Origin of the sequence: Enterococcus sp. 2STP (genome assembly GCF_032465635.1) — a bacterium.
Lineage (GTDB): Bacteria > Bacillota > Bacilli > Lactobacillales > Enterococcaceae > Enterococcus_B > Enterococcus_B lactis.
The window spans coordinates 88,067-108,083 of the sequence record NZ_JAWDJH010000019.1 but is presented as its reverse complement, the minus strand read 5'-3'; the positions used below and the strand labels follow the sequence as shown (position 1 = coordinate 108,083).

At 39.1% G+C, this 20,017-nt stretch carries 21 protein-coding genes and 1 riboswitch; of the genes, 19 read left to right on the top strand and 2 right to left on the bottom strand.

The genetic code is table 11. The annotated features are described in order from the left end of the window. Positions 1-40 precede the first annotated feature (40 nt). The 9 genes from rpoN to RWU19_RS08145 all read left to right on the top strand — a co-directional run bounded on the left by rpoN (position 41) and on the right by RWU19_RS08145 (position 10,265). Positions 41-1,372 carry an RNA polymerase factor sigma-54 gene (rpoN, locus tag RWU19_RS08185; protein WP_123837906.1) on the top strand — a complete coding sequence of 444 codons (1,332 nt, stop codon included), beginning with the start codon at positions 41-43 and terminating at the stop codon, positions 1,370-1,372. Positions 1,373-1,521: 149 nt separating this feature from the next. After that, on the top strand, positions 1,522-2,613 hold the full coding sequence (locus RWU19_RS08180) for a sugar-binding transcriptional regulator (protein ID WP_016628649.1): 1,092 nt from the start codon (positions 1,522-1,524) through the stop codon (positions 2,611-2,613). Positions 2,614-2,653: 40 nt separating this feature from the next. Beyond that, positions 2,654-3,655 (top strand): type I glyceraldehyde-3-phosphate dehydrogenase, encoded by a 1,002-nt coding sequence (gene gap, locus RWU19_RS08175; protein WP_002292818.1) that lies wholly within the window; start codon positions 2,654-2,656, stop codon positions 3,653-3,655. A gap of 109 nt (positions 3,656-3,764) precedes the next feature. Continuing rightward, positions 3,765-4,955: a phosphoglycerate kinase gene (locus RWU19_RS08170; protein WP_002292817.1), complete on the top strand. Its 1,191-nt coding sequence runs from the start codon at positions 3,765-3,767 to the stop codon at positions 4,953-4,955. A 103-nt stretch (positions 4,956-5,058) separates the two neighbouring features. Beyond that, positions 5,059-5,814 carry a triose-phosphate isomerase gene (tpiA, locus tag RWU19_RS08165; protein WP_002292815.1) on the top strand — a complete coding sequence of 252 codons (756 nt, stop codon included), beginning with the start codon at positions 5,059-5,061 and terminating at the stop codon, positions 5,812-5,814. Between the two features lie 115 nt (positions 5,815-5,929). Beyond that, on the top strand, positions 5,930-7,228 hold the full coding sequence (gene eno, locus RWU19_RS08160) for a phosphopyruvate hydratase (RefSeq protein WP_002292812.1): 1,299 nt from the start codon (positions 5,930-5,932) through the stop codon (positions 7,226-7,228). A gap of 511 nt (positions 7,229-7,739) precedes the next feature. Continuing rightward, on the top strand, positions 7,740-8,540 hold the full coding sequence (locus RWU19_RS08155; RefSeq protein ID WP_185022571.1) for a YiiX/YebB-like N1pC/P60 family cysteine hydrolase: 801 nt from the start codon (positions 7,740-7,742) through the stop codon (positions 8,538-8,540). Positions 8,541-8,542: 2 nt separating this feature from the next. After that, positions 8,543-8,905 (top strand): hypothetical protein, encoded by a 363-nt coding sequence (locus RWU19_RS08150; protein ID WP_234944041.1) that lies wholly within the window; start codon positions 8,543-8,545, stop codon positions 8,903-8,905. 220 nt (positions 8,906-9,125) lie between these two features. Beyond that, the gene (locus RWU19_RS08145) at positions 9,126-10,265 is read left to right on the top strand and encodes an ArgE/DapE family deacylase (RefSeq protein ID WP_123837905.1); all 1,140 of its coding nucleotides are present in this window, start codon (positions 9,126-9,128) and stop codon (positions 10,263-10,265) included. 63 nt (positions 10,266-10,328) lie between these two features. On the opposite strand, the gene RWU19_RS08140 is transcribed toward RWU19_RS08145, so the two are convergent. Beyond that, complete coding sequence (locus RWU19_RS08140) at positions 10,329-10,904, bottom strand: ECF transporter S component (protein ID WP_002400562.1); 576 nt, start codon at positions 10,902-10,904, stop codon at positions 10,329-10,331. Positions 10,905-10,908: 4 nt separating this feature from the next. Next, a complete protein-coding gene (locus tag RWU19_RS08135) occupies positions 10,909-11,883 on the bottom strand; it encodes a nucleoside hydrolase (protein WP_123837904.1) in 975 nt (324 codons plus the stop codon). A 23-nt stretch (positions 11,884-11,906) separates the two neighbouring features. Continuing rightward, a riboswitch (PreQ1 riboswitch) is annotated at positions 11,907-11,951 on the bottom strand. 214 nt (positions 11,952-12,165) lie between these two features. On the opposite strand from RWU19_RS08135, the gene RWU19_RS08130 reads away from it, so the two are divergent. The 10 genes from RWU19_RS08130 (at position 12,166) to RWU19_RS08085 (ending at position 20,016) form a co-directional block, all read left to right on the top strand. Further along, complete coding sequence (locus RWU19_RS08130; RefSeq protein WP_002314671.1) at positions 12,166-13,134, top strand: alpha/beta hydrolase; 969 nt, start codon at positions 12,166-12,168, stop codon at positions 13,132-13,134. A gap of 112 nt (positions 13,135-13,246) precedes the next feature. Further along, positions 13,247-13,525, top strand: a complete 279-nt coding sequence (locus RWU19_RS08125) for a GNAT family N-acetyltransferase (protein WP_002300467.1) — start codon at positions 13,247-13,249, stop codon at positions 13,523-13,525. A 117-nt stretch (positions 13,526-13,642) separates the two neighbouring features. Further along, the gene (secG, locus tag RWU19_RS08120; protein ID WP_002292802.1) at positions 13,643-13,879 is read left to right on the top strand and encodes a preprotein translocase subunit SecG; all 237 of its coding nucleotides are present in this window, start codon (positions 13,643-13,645) and stop codon (positions 13,877-13,879) included. 102 nt (positions 13,880-13,981) lie between these two features. Next, positions 13,982-14,737 carry an alpha/beta hydrolase gene (locus RWU19_RS08115; RefSeq protein WP_002300470.1) on the top strand — a complete coding sequence of 252 codons (756 nt, stop codon included), beginning with the start codon at positions 13,982-13,984 and terminating at the stop codon, positions 14,735-14,737. 2 nt (positions 14,738-14,739) lie between these two features. After that, the gene (gene rnr / locus RWU19_RS08110) at positions 14,740-17,097 is read left to right on the top strand and encodes a ribonuclease R (protein WP_123837903.1); all 2,358 of its coding nucleotides are present in this window, start codon (positions 14,740-14,742) and stop codon (positions 17,095-17,097) included. A 21-nt stretch (positions 17,098-17,118) separates the two neighbouring features. After that, entirely contained in the window at positions 17,119-17,583 is a 465-nt protein-coding gene (smpB, locus tag RWU19_RS08105; RefSeq protein WP_002292799.1) for an SsrA-binding protein SmpB, read from the top strand. 301 nt (positions 17,584-17,884) lie between these two features. Then, positions 17,885-18,604 (top strand): F0F1 ATP synthase subunit A, encoded by a 720-nt coding sequence (atpB, locus tag RWU19_RS08100; protein WP_002300474.1) that lies wholly within the window; start codon positions 17,885-17,887, stop codon positions 18,602-18,604. A 52-nt stretch (positions 18,605-18,656) separates the two neighbouring features. Continuing rightward, a complete protein-coding gene (gene atpE / locus RWU19_RS08095; RefSeq protein WP_002292797.1) occupies positions 18,657-18,872 on the top strand; it encodes an ATP synthase F0 subunit C in 216 nt (71 codons plus the stop codon). A 90-nt stretch (positions 18,873-18,962) separates the two neighbouring features. Next, a complete protein-coding gene (gene atpF, locus RWU19_RS08090) occupies positions 18,963-19,487 on the top strand; it encodes a F0F1 ATP synthase subunit B (RefSeq protein ID WP_002292796.1) in 525 nt (174 codons plus the stop codon). Beyond that, a complete protein-coding gene (locus RWU19_RS08085; RefSeq protein WP_002292794.1) occupies positions 19,474-20,016 on the top strand; it encodes a F0F1 ATP synthase subunit delta in 543 nt (180 codons plus the stop codon). The genes atpF and RWU19_RS08085 overlap by 14 nt, the downstream gene beginning before the upstream one ends. The last annotated feature ends 1 nt before the right edge of the window (position 20,017 follow it).

Genomic DNA, 20,017 nt, shown 5'->3' with positions numbered 1-20,017 from the left:
ACTAAACAGATAAAAAATTACAAGGGGATTGGACAAAAAAATGAAATTTGAGCAAAATTTTTCACAAAAACAGCAGCAGACACAGAAACTAGCCATGACGCAACAGTTGCAGCAGTCCATCCAAGTTTTACAATATAACAGCGAAGAGCTGTTGGCATTCGTTGAGAACCAAGCAATGGAAAATCCATTGGTGGAAGTTGTTGAGCCGGAATGGCAGCCAGATTACATAAAAGCTTCTTCATCTTCTTATGAAGGAGAAGAGACAAATTACCTAAATCAGATTCCTGATACAAAAGGGTCTTTATTTGATTCATTGATCGAACAAGTCCATTTGAATTATCGAGATACTTTTTTAAGGAAAATCGTTCTTTATCTTGTAGAATACATCGATTTGAACGGATTTTTGACGATTAGTTTAGAGGAAGCTGGAAAAGAGATCGGAGCGACGCCTATCCAAATGCTCGATGCGTTGACACTGATCCAGCAATTAGAACCAGCTGGAGTAGGTGCACGTAGTTTGCAAGAATGTCTCATGCTTCAAACGGAACGGGATGATTATGCGCCGGAACTAGCTTATATCGTGCTAGAAGAATGTTTTGAGCAATTGGTGGAGCGAAAATGGAAAGAGATTGCGCAGCGTTTTTCTGTTGATTTACATGCTGTTCAGCAAATATTCGACTATTTGCAAACATTGAGCCCAAGTCCTGGACGAATTTTCGACCGTAGTAGCGAATTGTACATTATTCCTGATGTCCGGGTATTAGTGGACGATGAAAATATACAAGTCATCTCAAACCGAAAAAACCAGCCGAATATCCGATTCCAAGAGAGCTACTTCAAGCAAATGTCACAACAAGCAGATAAAGAAACTGAAAATTATTTAAAAGAACGGAAACAGGAATTCGAATGGTTGAAGAAAACGATCCTCCAACGCGGGGATACAATTTTGCGGGTTGCTCAAGTCATTGTTTCTCGACAAAAAGCTTTCTTTATCGACAAGGGGCGGCCAATCAAACCTCTTACGTTAAAGGAAGTTGCGACCGAGATAGATGTGCATGAATCTACGGTCAGTCGAGCTGTCAACGGGAAATATTTGGAAACAGATTTCGGTGTATTTGAGTTAAAGAAATTTTTCACTGCAAGAATCCCTACTAACGGTGCAGAACAGACAGAAGATCTTTCGGCAGATACTGCGAAGAAAAAGTTGCAGGAATTAGTTGATCAAGAAGACAAAAGCAAGCCGTTGTCGGACCAGAAATTGGTTGAATTGCTGAAAAAAGATGAGATAGCGATCTCAAGGCGAACGGTAGCAAAATACCGTGATTTATTAGGAATCCCAAGTTCATCAAAAAGAAAACGTTATGATAACTGATCATCCAAAAGATCAGAAAAAGTATTTTGCTTTTTCTGATCTTTTTAGTTGAAAAACGAAAGAAAAACTGTTAGACTAACAGTCGTGAGGTTGAGATTTCCCTTTATTGATGTGAAATTTGAAAAGTTAATTTCTTTTTTTTATCGTATATGGGTCGTTTTAAGTCTACATTGGACGTAAAGTGTCCAACTAAGGAGATCGCTATGCTAGATGAAATAAAAATGATTGAATCTGTTGCACCAGATATTATCGAAGTGTTGCAAGAACGCTATAAAATTTTACGAAATATCTATTGGATGCAGCCGATTGGACGTCGAAGTTTATCGGAAAGTATGGGGATAACAGAACGAGTATTGCGAACAGAAACAGACCTTTTGAAAAATCTGAATTTGATCGATACCTCAAAAAGCGGTATGACGCTGACAACTAAGGGCGAAGAAGTTTATCAAAGTCTTGAAAACTTCATGGATCAGCTTTTAGGTACGCATCAAACCGAACAACAGTTGGCAGAATATTTTGGTAATCAGCGCTGTATCGTTGTTTCAGGAAACAGCGAAGAGCAAACCAAAGTGGCTGATGCATTCGGCGAAGCGCTGAGTGAAGCCTTAGACCGACTGCTTCCGGAAGGCGAGAATATCATCGCTGTGATGGGAGGAACCACCATGGCAGTTGTAGCAGAACAATTGTCTAATCTGGAAAATAAAAAACGGCATAACTTGTTTGTCCCTGCAAGAGGCGGGATTGGTGAAGCGATAACTGTACAGGCAAATTCTGTCAGTGCAAGAATGGCTGCTAAAGCAAACGGAAACCACCGTGCACTTTATGTTCCGGAACAATTAAGTCTGGCAACTTACAATTCTTTACTCAATGAGCCATCTATCCAAGAAGTCTTAAACTTGATTAGTGAGGCGAATTGTGTTATTCATAGTATTGGGCGTGCATTACACATGGCAGCACGTCGAAAGATGACTGAAAAAGAATTAGTCATGCTGAAACAAGCAAATGCTGTAGCGGAATCCTTTGGCTACTTTTTCAATGAAAAAGGCGAAGTTGTTTATAAGGTCCCTAGAATCGGCATAGAATTGCAAGATTTGGCGAAAGTCCCGATCATCATGGCGATAGCGGGCGGAAAATCAAAAGCCAAAGCAATTCGAGCTTATATGAAAAATGCACCAAAACAAACGTGGCTCATCACTGATGAAGCTGCTGCAAACGAGATTTTAAAAGGGGTAACCCTTTAAAATAAATATTTTTTTGATTTTCATAAGGAGGAAATCTTAAATGACAGTTAAAGTAGGTATTAATGGTTTTGGACGTATTGGACGTCTAGCATTCCGTCGTATCCAAGATGTAGATGGAATCGAAGTAGTAGCAATCAACGACTTGACAGATGCTAAAATGTTGGCACACTTGTTAAAATACGACACAACTCAAGGACGTTTCAACGGAACAGTTGAAGTTCATGAAGGTTCATTCAACGTAAACGGAAAAGAAGTTAAAGTATTAGCTAACCGCAACCCAGAAGAATTACCATGGGGCGAACTAGGCGTAGATATCGTTCTAGAATGTACTGGTTTCTTCACTTCTAAATCAGCAGCTGAAAAACATTTAACAGCTGGTGCTAAACGCGTTGTTATCTCTGCTCCTGGCGGAAACGATGTTCCAACAATCGTTTATAACACAAACCACGAAACATTAACTGGTAAAGAAACAGTTATCTCAGGTGCTTCATGTACAACTAACTGTTTAGCTCCTATGGCTAAAACATTGAACGACAAATTTGGTGTTGTTGAAGGATTAATGACAACTATCCACGCTTACACAGGTGACCAAATGACTCTAGACGGACCTCATCCTAAAGGTGACTTCCGCCGTGCACGCGCTGCTGCTGCAAACATCGTTCCTAACTCAACAGGTGCTGCTAAAGCTATCGGTTTAGTAATCCCTGAATTGAACGGTAAATTAGACGGAGCTGCTCAACGTGTTCCTGTACCAACAGGTTCATTAACAGAATTAGTAACAGTTCTTGAAAAAGAAGTAACTGTTGACGAAATCAACGCAGCAATGAAAGAAGCTTCAAACGAATCTTACGGATACAACACAGACGAAATCGTTTCTTCAGATATCGTTGGTATGACTTACGGTTCATTATTTGATGCTACACAAACTAAAGTAATGACAGTTGGCGACAAACAATTAGTTAAAACTGTTGCTTGGTACGACAACGAAATGTCATACACTGCACAATTAGTACGTACTTTAGAATACTTCGCTAACTTATAAGATAGACAAACGTACAAGTGTAAATGATAGACATGTACATTTAAAAGCGGGGAAGCAATCGCGCTTCTTCCGCTTTTTTTGATAATAAGTTTATTCAGGAGGAAATAAAATGGCTAAGAAAACAGTGAAAGATATCGATTTAAAAGACAAAAAAGTTCTTGTCCGTGTTGACTTCAATGTTCCTTTGAAAGACGGCGTGATCACTGACGACACTCGTATCAAAGCAGCATTGCCAACAATCAACTACGTTTTAGAACAAGGCGGAAAAGCAATCCTTTTCTCTCACCTTGGACGTGTAAAAACAGAAGAAGATAAAGAAGGAAAATCTTTAGCTCCAGTTGCAAAACGTCTAGGCGAATTATTAGGTAAAGAAGTAACATTCGTACCTGAAACTCGCGGAGAACAATTAGAAGAAGCAATCCGCAACATGAAAGATGGCGACGTTGTCGTATTTGAAAACACACGTTTTGAAGATGTTGATGGTAAAAAAGAAAGCAAAAACGATACAGAGCTAGGTAAATACTGGGCTTCATTAGGTGATGTATTTGTTAACGATGCTTTCGGTACAGCTCACCGTGCGCATGCTTCTAACGTAGGTATCGCTTCAACTGGTATCCCAACAGTTGCTGGATTCTTGATGGAAAAAGAAATCAAGTTCATCGGTGAAGCAGTAGAAGAACCAAAACGCCCAATGATCGCAATCCTTGGTGGCGCAAAAGTTTCTGATAAAATCGGCGTAATCGAAAACTTGATTCCTAAAGCAGACAAAATCTTGATTGGTGGCGGAATGACTTACACATTCTACGAAGCAAAAGGAATCAAGATCGGTAACTCTCTAGTAGAAGCTGACAAAGTAGAACTAGCAAAAGAATTGATCGAAAAAGCAGGCGACAAACTTGTCTTGCCAATCGACAATGTCTGTGCACCAGAATTTTCAAATGATGTAGAAACACAAGTAATCGAAGGAGACATTCCTGACGGTTTGATGGCTTTAGACATCGGCCCAGCATCAGTAAAATTATTTGCTGATACATTACAAGGTGCAAAAACAGTTGTTTGGAACGGACCTATGGGTGTATTTGAAATGAGTAACTTTGCTAAAGGTACAATCGGTGTTTGTGAAGCAATCGCTAACTTAGAAGGCGCAACAACAATCATCGGTGGCGGAGACTCAGCTGCAGCAGCAGAACAATTAGGTTTTGCTGACAAATTCACACACATCTCAACAGGTGGCGGCGCAAGCTTGGAATTGCTTGAAGGTAAAGAATTACCAGGACTAGCAGCAATCAACGATAAATAAACAGCCAAGTTTGCTCTATTCTGACGAGTGATCGATCAAAAGGTGAAGGGAGTTTTCATGACTCCCTAGCCATTTTTCAATAAATTAAGGAGTGTGTTCCTCAATGCGTAAACCTATTATCGCAGGTAACTGGAAAATGAACAAAACTGCATCAGAAGCAAAAGAATTTGCTGAAGCAGTAAAAAACAAAATCCCTTCAAATGACAAGGTTGATTCAGTCATCGGATCTCCTGCATTATTCTTACAAGAATTAATGACATCAGCTGAAGGTACAGAACTAAAAATCTCAGCACAAAACTGCTACTGGGAAAACTCAGGCGCGTTCACTGGTGAAACTTCACCAGCAGCTCTTGCTGATCTAGGTGTTCACTATGTGATCATCGGACATTCAGAACGTCGTGAATATTTCCATGAAACAGACGAAGACATCAATAAAAAAGCAAAAGCTATCTTTGCAAACGGTATGACACCAATCTTATGCTGTGGCGAATCTTTAGAAACATATGAAGCAGGCAAAACTGCTGAATGGATCGAAGGACAAATTACAGCTGGTTTAGCTGACCTTTCAGCTGAACAAGTGTCAAACATGGTGATTGCTTATGAACCAATCTGGGCAATCGGTACTGGTAAATCAGCTGACGCACAAATCGCTGACGAAATTTGTGGTGTTGTACGTCAAACAGTTGAAAAACTTTATGGAAAAGAAGTATCAGAAGCTGTTCGTATCCAATACGGCGGTTCTGTAAAACCAGAAAATATTGCTGAATACATGGCAAAAGAAAATGTTGACGGTGCTTTAGTCGGCGGCGCAAGCTTGCAAGCAGATTCATTCTTGTCATTGTTAGACGCTGTAAAATAATTGGTGAAAATTTGCGAAAAATGCAAGAAATGTTTGCACTAATGAGCAAAATTAACTAAAATCGTATATGAGGGAAATCCCTTAGGAAAAAACAAACTCAAAGGAGAGACAAAACATGTCAATTATTACTGATGTTTACGCTCGCGAGATCTTAGACTCACGTGGTAACCCAACAATCGAAGTAGAAGTATACACAGAAAGCGGAGCTTTTGGCCGCGGAATGGTTCCTTCAGGTGCTTCAACTGGTGAATACGAAGCAGTTGAATTACGTGACGGAGACAAAGCTCGTTATGGCGGTAAAGGTGTAACTAAAGCTGTCGACAACGTAAACAACATCATTGCTGAAGCAATCATTGGCTACGATGTTCGTGACCAAATGGCTATCGACAAAGCTATGATCGCTTTAGACGGAACTCCTAACAAAGGTAAATTAGGTGCGAACGCTATTTTAGGTGTTTCTATCGCTGTTGCACGTGCAGCTGCTGACTACCTAGAAGTACCTTTATACCACTACCTAGGCGGATTCAACACGAAAGTATTGCCAACACCAATGATGAACATCATCAATGGCGGATCACATGCTGATAACTCAATCGACTTCCAAGAATTCATGATCATGCCTGTTGGCGCTCCAACATTCAAAGAAGCTCTACGTATGGGTGCTGAAGTATTCCACGCATTAGCTTCAATCTTGAAAGCTCGCGGATTAGCAACTTCTGTTGGTGACGAAGGTGGATTTGCTCCAAACCTTGGTTCAAACGAAGAAGGTTTCGAAGTAATCATCGAAGCAATCGAAAAAGCTGGCTATGTACCTGGTAAAGACGTTGTTCTTGCTATGGATGCTGCTTCTTCAGAATTCTACGACAAAGAAAAAGGCGTTTACGTACTAGCTGACTCAGGCGAAGGCGAAAAAACAACTGACGAAATGATTAAATTCTACGAAGAATTAGTTTCTAAATATCCAATCATCTCAATCGAAGACGGATTAGACGAAAACGACTGGGACGGATTCAAGAAATTAACTGACGTATTAGGCGACAAAGTTCAATTAGTTGGTGACGACTTGTTCGTAACAAACACTCAAAAATTATCTGAAGGTATCGAAAAAGGAATTGCTAACTCAATCCTTATCAAAGTGAACCAAATCGGTACATTAACAGAAACTTTCGAAGCTATCGAAATGGCTAAAGAAGCTGGCTACACAGCAGTTGTATCTCACCGTTCTGGTGAAACAGAAGATTCAACAATCTCTGATATCGCTGTTGCAACAAACGCTGGTCAAATCAAAACAGGTTCTCTATCACGTACTGACCGTATTGCTAAATACAATCAATTACTACGTATCGAAGACCAACTTGGTGAAGTTGCAGAATACAAAGGTTTGAAATCTTTCTACAACTTGAAAAACAAATAATTCTTTTCTAATGAAGATACATGATCGACCGATTGAAAGATAGACGAGCATGATCACTTAGTTAAGTAATCAGACTCTCTACCTGCTGATTTCAGCAAGTAGAGAGTTTTTTTGTTGTGAAAATCATTTGATGAATAAATCTCTTTTTTAAGAACAGAAAAATCAGGAGAGTACATAAATTATTATAATAACAACTGTTTATTTATATATATCATATAAACCCTATTATATAAATATCCGTATTTATTAAAAATAACTCATAATTTTATTTTTGTAACTGGCTTCTGTATATAATATTTACAAATATCGATACGAGACAATCGTATCGAAAAAAGTCAGTTATCAAGAGATAACATCGTATAGGACCTTTTAAGGATAGAACAATAAGAGAGGAGGAAGCAGTCTTCGTTTCATTCATATCCTTTTACGCTCGGATAGGATGATTCTCTTCAAAAAGGGGATGGCAATCTTCCTCTTTCGATAAAAATCATTTGAACAGGGAGACAGAAAAATGAAAAAATTTTTGAAGATACTGGGTCTTATCGGGTTAATAGGACTTGTTATCGTAGTAACACCCAAAGCGCACGCAGATGAAGTAGAAGAATATTTGACGAGAAATGCCTTACTTGGAGAAGAACTTGATAGATTTGAAGAAAACGAGCAACAGCAAGCCAAATTGAAACGCCTCTCTAAAAACCGTATGGACGAAATCGAGTTAAGAACGAAGTATGAGGAATATAAAGCGTTAGGGGTCTTAGAAGAAGATGTGACCTTTGAGCTTTTTACGCAGTTAGCCACCTCAGAACCTCCAACGGATCCAGTCGCTCCAGAATTTAGAAATGCAAGGACAAAAATGTATTATGGAGATATTTTGATTACGAACGACACTAGTTTTTGGGGAGTCACTGGACATGCTGGGATTTATTTAGGAAGTGTGGGGAAAAATCAGATCCTTTCAATTGAAGGATCAGGAAAACCACCAAAAACAATGAGCGTTCTAGAATGGGAATCAGCTTATGGAAAAAAAGATACTTGGACGAAAATCTATCGGGTCGCAGAACAATATCAACCAAGATTAGCTGCTCGATGGGCATTAGATAATTACGATGGTAAAAATTATAAATATGGGATAACTACAAATATTTTTGGGATGGATCCGACTTACTGTTCTAAAATCGTCTGGCAAGCTTATTGGTATGCTTCAGCTGCTGTGCAGGTAGGAGGAATGTATCAGCCGCTTATTGCTTTGCCATACGATCTTCCTGATTATTTTGATGAAAGAGCGATCCATATCTTAACATGGGAGAATTGATGATGAGAAGGAGGATTTCTAAAAAAAGAAATTACTGTTCTAAGATTTTTATTTCGATAGTTTTACTGTTAGGTGGTACATGGCTCTATCAATTTCCAATCAAGAAACATATAGCTACACGAGCACTGTATCAATTATTAGAAGAGGAATACCAATTAACCGATTATGATATTTTTATTTCAAGAGTGGTGAAAGATACGAAAAGTGGTAGAGGCGGTGTCAGTATTTTTTTCATGGTAAGGAATAGTTTGTATGAATATGAGTATGACTACTCTCTTGAAGAAAATAATTGGCTACGTGGTTATTACGTAAGGAGGGGTAATTATAGATCATGTGATACTCTTATTTTCAATGATGAGGAATAAAATGATTTGACTACAGAAGAACAGTTCAATAAAATAGCTTCTCTTGTTTTTTTACTTGGTTGGATTTACTAGCGTAGAGGCAAGAATTGGAACGCCATTTACTTGGAAAAGGGGAATGTGACGCTGCTTTTGTCACGCCCTTTTTTTCTGTGGCCTCTCTTATTTGAAAATCTAGGCGCACTCCAATACAATAAAAAGAAACGGCAAAGGAGAAGATTAGATGAAAAAAGAAGAAAAAATTGCGATTTTACAAGAGATTATCCGAATAAAATCAGTGAATGGAAACGAAGGCGAAGTAGCAGCTTATTTGAATAAGCTTTTGGAAAAACATGGCATAATAGGAGAAATTGTTTCTTATAGTAATGGTAGAGATAATCTGATTGCTCAATTCCAAAAAGGGCAATCGGGAAAAGTGTTAGGCCTATCTGGTCATATGGATGTCGTGGCGGCGGGGAATGAATCGTCTTGGACCTATGCGCCCTTTGCAGCAGAAATCCATGGGAATCGTTTGTACGGACGTGGTGCTACGGATATGAAGAGTGGCTTGGCGGCAATGGTGATTGCCATGATCGAGCTCAAAGAGTCAGGAAAACCATTTAACGGAACAGTCAAATTATTAGCCACTGTCGGAGAAGAAGTGGGTGAATTAGGTGGGGAACAGCTCACGAAAGCAGGCCATGTGGATGACTTAGATGCCTTGATCATCGGAGAGCCAACCAATTACAGTTTGATGTATACACACATGGGATCAATCAACTATACGGTCATCTCGCACGGAAAAGAAGCGCATAGCTCTATGCCAGACCAAGGCTATAATGCGATCAATCATCTAAATGAATTCATTACGAAAGCAAATGCTGAAATGAATCACCTCGCTGAAACAATCGAGAATCCCGTCTTAGGAAAAACAATCCATAATGTCACGTTGATCAGCGGCGGAAATCAAGTAAACAGCATTCCGAGCCACGCGCAGCTTCAAGGGAATATCCGATCGATTCCTGAATATCCAAATGATAAAATCATTGCATTACTGCAATCAATCGTCAAGAAATTGAATCAAGAGACAGACTACCATTTGGAATTGACGATCGATTACAACAAAATACCTGTCAAAGCTGATCCAGATTCTCCTTTGATTCATTGCATTCAGCAACAATTCAGTCAACCCTTACCTTTAGTTGGAGCGGCAGCAACCACAGATGCAGCCGAATTTACGAAAGCTGACCACTCCTTTGACTTTGTCGTCTTTGGACCTGGTGTCGTTACTTTGCCTCATCAAATAGATGAGTATGTCGAGCTCGATAATTATTTAGATATGATCGAAAAATATCAAGCTATTATTTTATCCTACTTAGCGTAAGTTTTTTAATAGATGAAAAACAGAGCCAGATGAGCAACTTTTTGCTCATTTGGCTCTGTTTGTTCATCCTATTTTTCTCTTGGAATATATCAAGCGCTGCGGCAACATAGTAATGACTAATGAAACAACGACGATAGACAGCAGACGGTCAAGGTAGTCTGTGCCCGCCTGGACCAAGATCACACTGATGGTTTGATCGAAACCTAACCCATGTAATAATTGGACGATCATGCTAGATCCTGAGGAAGTGATTCCGCCAAATAACTGAACGGTAATGATCGAAGAGACAATCGTTCCAGGTACAGACAAAATCAAAGCGAGTAATAAGAGTTTCAAACGTTTTTTATCTTTGTCGAGATACCTTGGTAAAATCAATCCAGCCAACAAACCTGTGAGGATTTGGATCGGTGAATAATACAGTGAAAAAATATCTGTAGTCACCCCGCTTAATACACCGCTGGATAGTCCTGTCAACATTCCTGGTATGGGACCAAGTAACGCGCCAGCAAAAATCGTTCCAATAGAGTCTAGATAGATTGGTAAACGAAGCCATAAAGCAATCGTTCCTCCAACATAATTGATCCCAATACACAAAGCCATCATTGTAAGTACGCGAGTTGCCATCTTGTTTTTATTCATTTTGTTAGCCCATCTTTAACCTTTCCAAATCTTTCATAATCGTTTCTTCTTGTGCATTTAAAAGAACGGTTAAAAACTTTTGGAAAAAAAGACGAGTATCTACTTTTATCATAATTTTACTGTTAGTAGGTTTCTGCCAAAATTCATAACGATCAACCAATGTTTGCCCGCGACTTATTCCTTCAGTTTCTACAGCAGTGAAGCTTTTAAAGCCTTCACAGATGGACTCATCGATAAAATAAGCAACAGCTAATGGATCATTGATGACACACCCCAAGATTCTTTCTTGTTTCCAGTGAAAGTCAAAATAAAAACGAGTGATCGCTTTTAGATACTCTCCCTCTTCAGGATTCATTTGACAGCAATATTCAAGGATAGTCGGTGTCAAAACGATTTCTCTTGTCACATCTAACCCAACCATTTCTATCGGTTGTTTGAGCTTCTCGAATACATAAGAAGCTGCTTCAGGATCACACCAGTAATTGTATTCAGCAACTGGTGAACAGTTACCATGGCTTTTGTAAGTTCCGCCCATTGAGACAAAACGATCCATATGTTTCCCAACAGTTGGGTTGATTTTCAAAGCAGAAGCGATATTGGTCAAAGGACCCAAAGCAATGACTGATGTATCTGTTTTTTCTTTGAAATAATCAGCCAGAAAATCAACTGCATGGAGCGGTTCTGCCTGTTTTGCTAAGACCATCGGGAAATTTGTTTCCCCTAATCCATCCATCCCATGAGTGTCTCGCGCACTAATGAAAGGTTGCTTCAAAGGTTTTTCCATTCCTTGATAAACAGGGATATCTAAACGATCACAGCGTTCCAAACATTTCAGCACATTCTGCGTACCGATATCTACAGGGACATTCCCGCAAACGACGGTAATAGCAACTACTTCGATATCAGGGGATTTGACAGCTAGTGATAAAGCTAAAGTGTCGTCGATCCCTGGATCGCAATCAATAATTACTTTTCGCATTATTTCCAATCTCCTTTCTTTAGAGATACTTAGTTTTTTATTCTGGGAAGTTTCCGAACCAGTCCAAGACGAGCGTCTTGTTTATAATGCACGAAATTAGTATACTGGCTTTTATTATGAATGTAAATGCTCTCTTACAAGTAAATCTATTGAGAAGAACTTTAAGTAAATGATACAATGAAAAAGAAATGGAATTTACGTGTGCCGAAGAAAAAGAATCCTATTGATCGGTATATTGTATAATAAATAGATTATAGTTTGGCAGAAAGCGGCGGGTGTACGATGGTTATTTTTTATTTCATTCTTATTCTGATAATTATAGGAATCAGTTACCATTTTCTTTCTTATTTTTATGCAAAGAAATTAGTAAGAGCGGGAGTACAGAGAGGCTATGACTGGTATGAAGACACTGGGCACCGCTTGATGGATCCTGCTGCAGTCACGTCAGTAGAAAAAAAGCGGCAAAAATTAGAAGAAGAATGTGAAAGCTTCTGGGAACAAGGAATACCGAAAACGATCAAAAGTTATGACGGGTTGAAACTAGCTGGACAGATGTTCCTCCAACCAACTCAGCAGAATAAATGGGTCATTTGTGTACATGATTATCGAAGTACAGGGAAAAGAGATATGTCTCATATAGGTAAAAGATATGCAGAGAAAGGATTCAACGTTCTTATACCCGATTTACGTGCGCATGGAGAAAGTGAAGGAGAAATCATCGGAATGGGATGGCTAGACCGGCTAGATTTAATTGCATGGATCCAACTCATCTTAGATGAACAACCAGATGCATCCATTATTTTGCACGGCGGTTCGATGGGCGCTTCTACGATTATGATGGCAAGTGGTGAAAAGCTTCCATCTGCAGTCAAAGGATTTATCTTAGACAGCGGATATGTTTCTGTTTATGCGGAATTTCGGTACATGTTAAGTAAAATCACGGTCTTTCCTAAAAAAATGATCATGAGATATGCGAATCACTATGCTCAGAAATACGCAGGTTATTCTTTAAAGCAAGCATCAGCTACAAGACAGCTTGGTAGTAACCATTTGCCTTTGTTAGTCATCCATGGTGAAAGAGATCATTTTGTTCCTACAGAAGCAGCATACACGATTCAAAACGCTACAGCAGGGGATAAAGCATTACTGCTTGTTCCAGAAGCAGAACATTTGGAAGCATCGATGAAAGATCCGAAAACCTATTGGACAGTGATTTTTTCATTTATTGAACAAAGAATAACGATGGATTGATTTTCTCTTCCTTTTTGTAAGCAATCCGAGGATAAATAATTGTTTATAGACCATGAGACTGTTAAAATAAGGTAGGAATAAAAAAATATCAGTTATTTGAGGAGTGCGGCATATGGAAATCAAAGAGGAAAAAAATCGTCTTGCTTTATTCAATGATGAGCAACAAGAAATCGGAGAAATGACATGGTCGGATGCGGGGCCAGACATCATGATCATTGACCATACATTTGTCGATCCAGCATATCGTGGTCAAAAATTAGCTGAAAAGCTAGTGTATACTGGAGTAGAACTAGCAAGACGAGAGGGGAAAAAGATCATCCCTTTATGCCCTTACGCAAAAAAAGAGTTTGAGAAGAAACCAGAGTATCATGACGTCTTACGCCAATCATAATAATAACAGCTGAAAGATTTGCACTTTCAGCTGTTTTTCCATTTATATAGAGTTGTCACGGAGTTTTATCTATGATAAAGTTAAAGAGACGATATCTTTTGGGAAGGAGGCTGCTATATGTATAATTTAATTTTGGGAATCGTGATCGTTTTATCGATTGTTATGGTCATTGCGATTATGATGCAGCCAAGCAAGCAAAATAGTGCAGCGAGTGCATTTACCGGCGGTGCGGATCAACTATTCGGCAAACAAAAAGCTCGCGGCTTTGAAGCTGTCATGCAGCGATCAACTGCAGTCATGGGAGCTGTCTGGATGATCTTATTATTTGTCCTAGCATTTTTATCTTCGAAGTAGTCGAATAAGCCTCTCGCACAACGGCGGGCGGCTTTTTTTATTGCAAAGAGAACGCTTAAGAAGAAGTTATGAAAGAAACTATGGTAAAATGAGGCGAAAGAGGTGAAACGAGTGAAACAATTACCAAAACCCCTTTATGCAAAACATGGAAAACGAGCAGTTTTGCTGCTTCATGCGTACTCAGGAAGTCCAAATGATGTCCGGATGCTCGCACGTTTTTTAGAAAAAGCAGATTATACAGTCTATGCGCCGCTATTTAAAGGACATGGAACGATGGAGCCATATGATATCTTGCAAGAAAAAGCAGAAAGCTGGTGGGCAGATACTAAAAAAGCTATCCATTTTTTACAGTCTGAACAGTTTTCTGATATTGCCGTATTGGGATTATCGATGGGTGGCATCTTTGCTGTACGGGCACTAGAAGAAGAATCAGTAATTGGCGGCGGTTTTTTCTGTTCGCCCCTGTCTCCTGTAGAAACAAACGTGCCTGAAAATTTTGAAAAATATGTACGTCAAGTGCTGAAGATAGCAGGCAAATCAGAAAAAGAAATCAATGAAAAAGCTGTGTCTTACCGCTCGTTAGCTGAACATCAATTAATGGATATACAAGACCAAGCAGCAATCGCAGAAAGTAGACTATCAGATATCCAACAGCCAATATTTTTAGCTCAAGCTGGGAAAGATGAAATGATCGACCCAAATGGTGTATTTGAAACGGCACGCAAATTGAGCCGCCAACGGGTGACACTTCAATGGTATCCTGAAAGCGGTCATGTGATTACAGTTGGCACAGCAAGACGCGAATTAGAAAAAGACGTGTTGGAATTTTTAGAAAAATTACCTTGGAATGAGGAATAAATATGACAAAAGAAACAATAAAAGAGAAAATTCTCTTTTTCATGGAAAGCAGTCGCAAACGTAGTTTTTCTATGGAAGAAATCGCTGAAGGTCTAGGCTTTCAAAAAAGCGATGATTTTAAATTACTAGTACAAACGATTGCTCAAATGGAAAGAGAACAGAGTATCGTTTTCAATAAAAAAGGAAAAGTCAAACTTCCTTTAAAACCGATCTTGGTCGAAGGGACATTTCGGGCAAATGAACGAGGATTTGGATTTGTAACGATTGATCCCGAAGAAGATGATATCTATATCCCGAAAGAAGCGACTGGCTTTGCAATGGATGGGGATACCGTAGCAATTGATATCATGAAGCGAGCAAATACAGATATGGATCGCGGAGCAGAGGGAAAAGTAGTGGAGATTCGAGACCGAGCGACTACTCAGTTAGCCGGAGAATTTGTTGCTTATTCAGACGAAGAGATACAGGAAACGGATCTTTATGGTGTGGTCATCCCGAAAGATAGAAAGCTTAACCAGTTCAAAGTGTATGCAGCGGCAGAGGGAGTTCGTCCAGTTGACGGAAGTATTGTACTGATCGAACTGACCCATTATCCTGAAAAAGGCTATGCGACTAGTTTAGAAGGGATAATCAAGCAAGTGATTGGTCATAAGAATGACCCTGGCATGGATATCCTCTCGATTGTCGTGGCTAACGGTATCCCTACAAAATTTCCTGATGATGTGTTGTCTGAGGCAGATGAAGTTCCAGACCAGATCAGCGAAAAGGATATTGTTGGACGCAGAGATTTAAGAGATCAGCTCATCGTTACGATTGATGGAGAAGATGCAAAAGATCTAGATGATGCAGTGACGGTCAAAAAATTAGAAAATGGTAATTATTTTCTTGGAGTACACATTGCAGATGTATCTTACTATGTGACGCAAGGCAGTCAACTGGACAGAGAAGCATACGAAAGAGGAACAAGTGTCTATTTGACCGATCGAGTGATTCCGATGATCCCACAACGTTTATCCAATGGTATCTGTTCATTGAATCCCCATGTTCCACGACTCACCATGAGTTGTGAAATGGAGATCGATCCAAATGGACAAGTTGTCTCTCATGAGATTTTTCCAAGTGTGATCCAAACAACAGAACGGATGACCTACACAGCTGTCAATCAAATCTTAGAAGATCAAGATGAAGAAACGATGCAACGCTATGCTCAGCTCGTGCCTATGTTCCAAGAAATGGGTGAATTGCATCGAATCCTTGAAACGATGCGAATCAAACGTGGAGCGATTTCTTTTGAGGATCGTGAAGCGAAGATCTTTGTTGATGCTGAAGGACACCCAAATGATATCCAGCTAAGAAGCAGAGGGATAGGTGAACGCTTGATCGAATCCTTTATGCTTGCTGCCAACGAAACGGTAGCTGAACATTATAATAAATTAAATCTTCCGTTTATTTATCGAATCCATGAACAGCCAAAAGAAGAAAAAATGCAGCGCTTCTTTGATTTTGCTTCAGCTTTGGGCATTCTGGTACGAGGAACGAAAGGAACGATCACACCGAAAGATTTACAGCATGTGATCGAAGGAGTAGAAGATAAACCAGAAGCGGCAGTTATCAATACTATGTTGCTAAGAAGTATGCAACAAGCACGCTATTCAGAAGACAATTTTGGGCATTATGGCTTAGCAGCAGATTACTACACACATTTTACATCTCCTATTCGACGCTATCCCGATCTGATCGTCCATCGGCTGATCCGTTCTTATAGCCAAGATAAAAGTGAAAGCAATCAAAGTTTATGGGCTGAGGAACTTCCTGAAATCGCGGATCATAGTTCTAAGATGGAGCGTCGCGCAGTAGAAACAGAACGTGAAGTAGATGCGATGAAGAAAGCAGAATTCATGATGGACAAAGTGGGAGAAGAATTCGACGGGATCATCAGCTCTGTTGTGAAATTCGGACTGTTTATCGAACTACCGAATACAGTAGAAGGATTGATCCATATCAATGAATTGAAACAAGACTACTTCCATTTTATTGAAAATCATTTAGCGCTTGTAGGTGAAAGAACTGGTCTGACTTTTAAAATCGGACAAAAAGTGCGCGTAAAAGTAGTCAAAGCTGATCCAGATGAACGAGCAGTGGATTTTGAACTCGTTTCCGCAGAAGAGGTCACTGCGTTGGAACGTCCAAAAGCACGCAATGGAAAATCTGGAAAACGAGAAGGAAAACAAGCAGGCAAACGCTCAGAAAAAAATGGCAAGAAGAACAAACGATATAGTGATAGTAAGCAAACGTTCGGTAAGAAAAAAGGGAAAAAGCCATTTTACAAAGGTGTCAAAAAGAAGAAAAAGAAAAAATAAAATGAGTTGGAGGAAACAGCTATGCCAAAAGGCGAGGGAAAACTAATTGCACAAAACAAGAAAGCTCGCCATGATTATTCGATCATCGACACGATGGAAGCAGGGATGGTCTTGCAAGGAACGGAGATCAAGTCGATACGAAACAGCCGGATCAATCTGAAAGATGGATTTATTCGCGTCCGCAACGGGGAAGCTTTCTTGCATAATGTTCATATCAGTCCTTATGAACAAGGAAATATTTTTAATCATGATCCGTTGCGCACGAGAAAACTATTATTGCACAAGAAACAAATCGTTCGTCTTGAAAACGAATTGAAAAACACGGGAATCACTGTTGTTCCTTTAAAAGTCTATATTCGTAACGGCTATGCCAAGGTATTGATTGGTCTGGCAAAAGGGAAAAAATCGTATGATAAACGGGAAGATTTGAAACGAAAAGATATCGATCGACAAATTGATCGAACATTAAAAAATTTCTCTAGATAATTTCATTATCCTTTTTCGCATATTCGGTGCTTTTGCTTTTACTTAATGATAAAATTTGTTAGCATTTAATCTGATAAAACATGATTATCACAGGTTTTTTCTTAGATCAGGAGCACCGTGCATGGGGAAAAATTCGCTTCGTTTTTGACTGAAATAAAAAAGTGTCTAATTTTCATGAAAATGTTTTGAATTTTCTGTTTCATGGTGGTATGATACCGTGTGGTTAGAAACCGATTGGAAAAAACCAGATACGCACATGAATTGATTTTATGTGAATTTCGGGGAAAAGAGGTGAAATGGATTGGATGAACGCTCGCTAACGTTCCACATTGGACCAATTTGGTTTGATGGTACAGTTTGTATAATGGTGTTACTGACCTGTTTGATTGTTTTCTTCTTAGCTTACTTTTTTACAAGAAATCTTAAGTTGAAACCAACAGGCAAACAAAATGCGATAGAATGGGTCATTGATTTTAGTCGAGGAATCGTAACAGATAATCTGCCTAGAAAAGAATTGAGCAATTTCCATTTGTTGGCATTTACATTGTTTTTATTTGTTTTTGTTGCAAACAACATCGGTTTAGTAACAAAAATCGTCTTACCTAACGAAACAACACTTTGGAAAAGCCCGACAGCAGACCCGTTTGTTACTTTAACTTTGGCATTTATAATGATCTTACTTACTCACTTATTCGGGGTGAAAAAGTTAGGCTTCAAAGGATATTTCGTAAATTCGTTCTTGAAACCCTATAGTTTTATGTTTCCGATGAAACTGATTGAAGAATTTACAAACTTATTAACACTTGCTTTACGTCTTTATGGGAATATTTATGCGGGGGAAGTTTTGCTAACCTTGATTGCAAAAATGATGACAAGCTTAGGCTGGTTCTCATTACCATTAGCAATTCCATTAGAGATGGTCTGGATCGCGTTCTCCTTGTTTATTGGGAGCATCCAAGCATTTGTCTTTGTTACTTTGTCAATGGTTTATATGAGCCATAAGATTGAAGTAGAAGAATAATACTCGGTTAAAAAACAAACTACTATTTATCTATTTTAGGAGGAAAACAATTATGAATTATATCGCAGCAGCAATCGCAATCATGGGAGCAGCAATCGGAGCCGGTTATGGTAACGGTCAAGTTATCTCTAAAACAATCGAATCAATGGCTCGCCAACCTGAAATGTCTGGTCAATTCCGTACAACAATGTTTATCGGGGTAGCTCTAGTTGAAGCTGTTCCTATCTTAGGGGTAGTTATCGCCTTGATTCTAGTTTTTGCCGTTTAATTGAATCAGTATTAAGGCAGAAACAACATCGTTTGTTACTGCTTTTTTACATGGAAACTAGAAATACTCCAAAGAAAGGAAGGCTCGCCTATGCTGAATCAATTGGCAATTGCAGAAGTTGGCAATGCGATGTTAGGTAATATCATCGTTGTCAGCGGCTCATTTTTGATACTACTGGCTCTCTTGAAGCACTTTGCTTGGGGACCAATCAGCGATATTTTGAAAAAACGTGAAGACAAGATCGCCAATGATTTAGATTCTGCAGAACAATCTCGCATCAACTCAGCGAAAATGGAACAAGAACGCGAACAACAATTGTTAGCCTCTCGTTCTGATGCAGCTGATATCATCAAAAATGCGAAAGAAAGTGGAGAATTAAGCCGCCAAAATATTTTGAAGGATGCTCAAGAAGAAGCAGCTCGTCTAAAAAGCAAAGCCCAAGCTGATATCACTGTAGAACGTGATTCAGCGCTGAACTCTGTAAAAGACGACGTTGCAGAACTCTCTCTTCAAATCGCGGAAAAAATCTTGAACAAAGAATTATCTCCAGAAATGCATGAATCATTAATCAATCAATACATTGAAGGTCTAGGTTCTTCAAATGAAACTAGATAAATATACAGTAGGAAGACGTTACGGGAAAGCTTTATTTGAACTGGCGATCGATTCAAATCAAGCAGAAGAAATCTATCAAGATCTCGTAAGTTTACGTCAAATCTATGAACAAGTACCTGGATTAGGGAATATGTTAAGTGATGTTCGTCTAGAACCTCATGAAAAACGAGAAATCATGGACAAGCTTGTCAGCGGTTATGATGGAATCGTTAAAAACTTTTTAGAAGTTGTTTATGAGTATAACCGAATGGATGATCTTTTGTTCATGATCGAAGAATATGAACGTCGATATGATGAACATCAAGGGTTACTATTGGGAAGTGTCACAACAGCAGTCCCACTTTCAGACGAACAACGAATACAATTAGAAAAGAATGTTGCAAAAACAATGGACTATCAATCAGTTGAATTAAAACAAATCGTTGATTCTTCTATTATTGGTGGCGCGATTGTTGAAGCCAACCATCGAGTAATCGACGGAAGCATTCGCACGCAATTAGAAAAAATGCGTAATCAATTAAACAGATAGT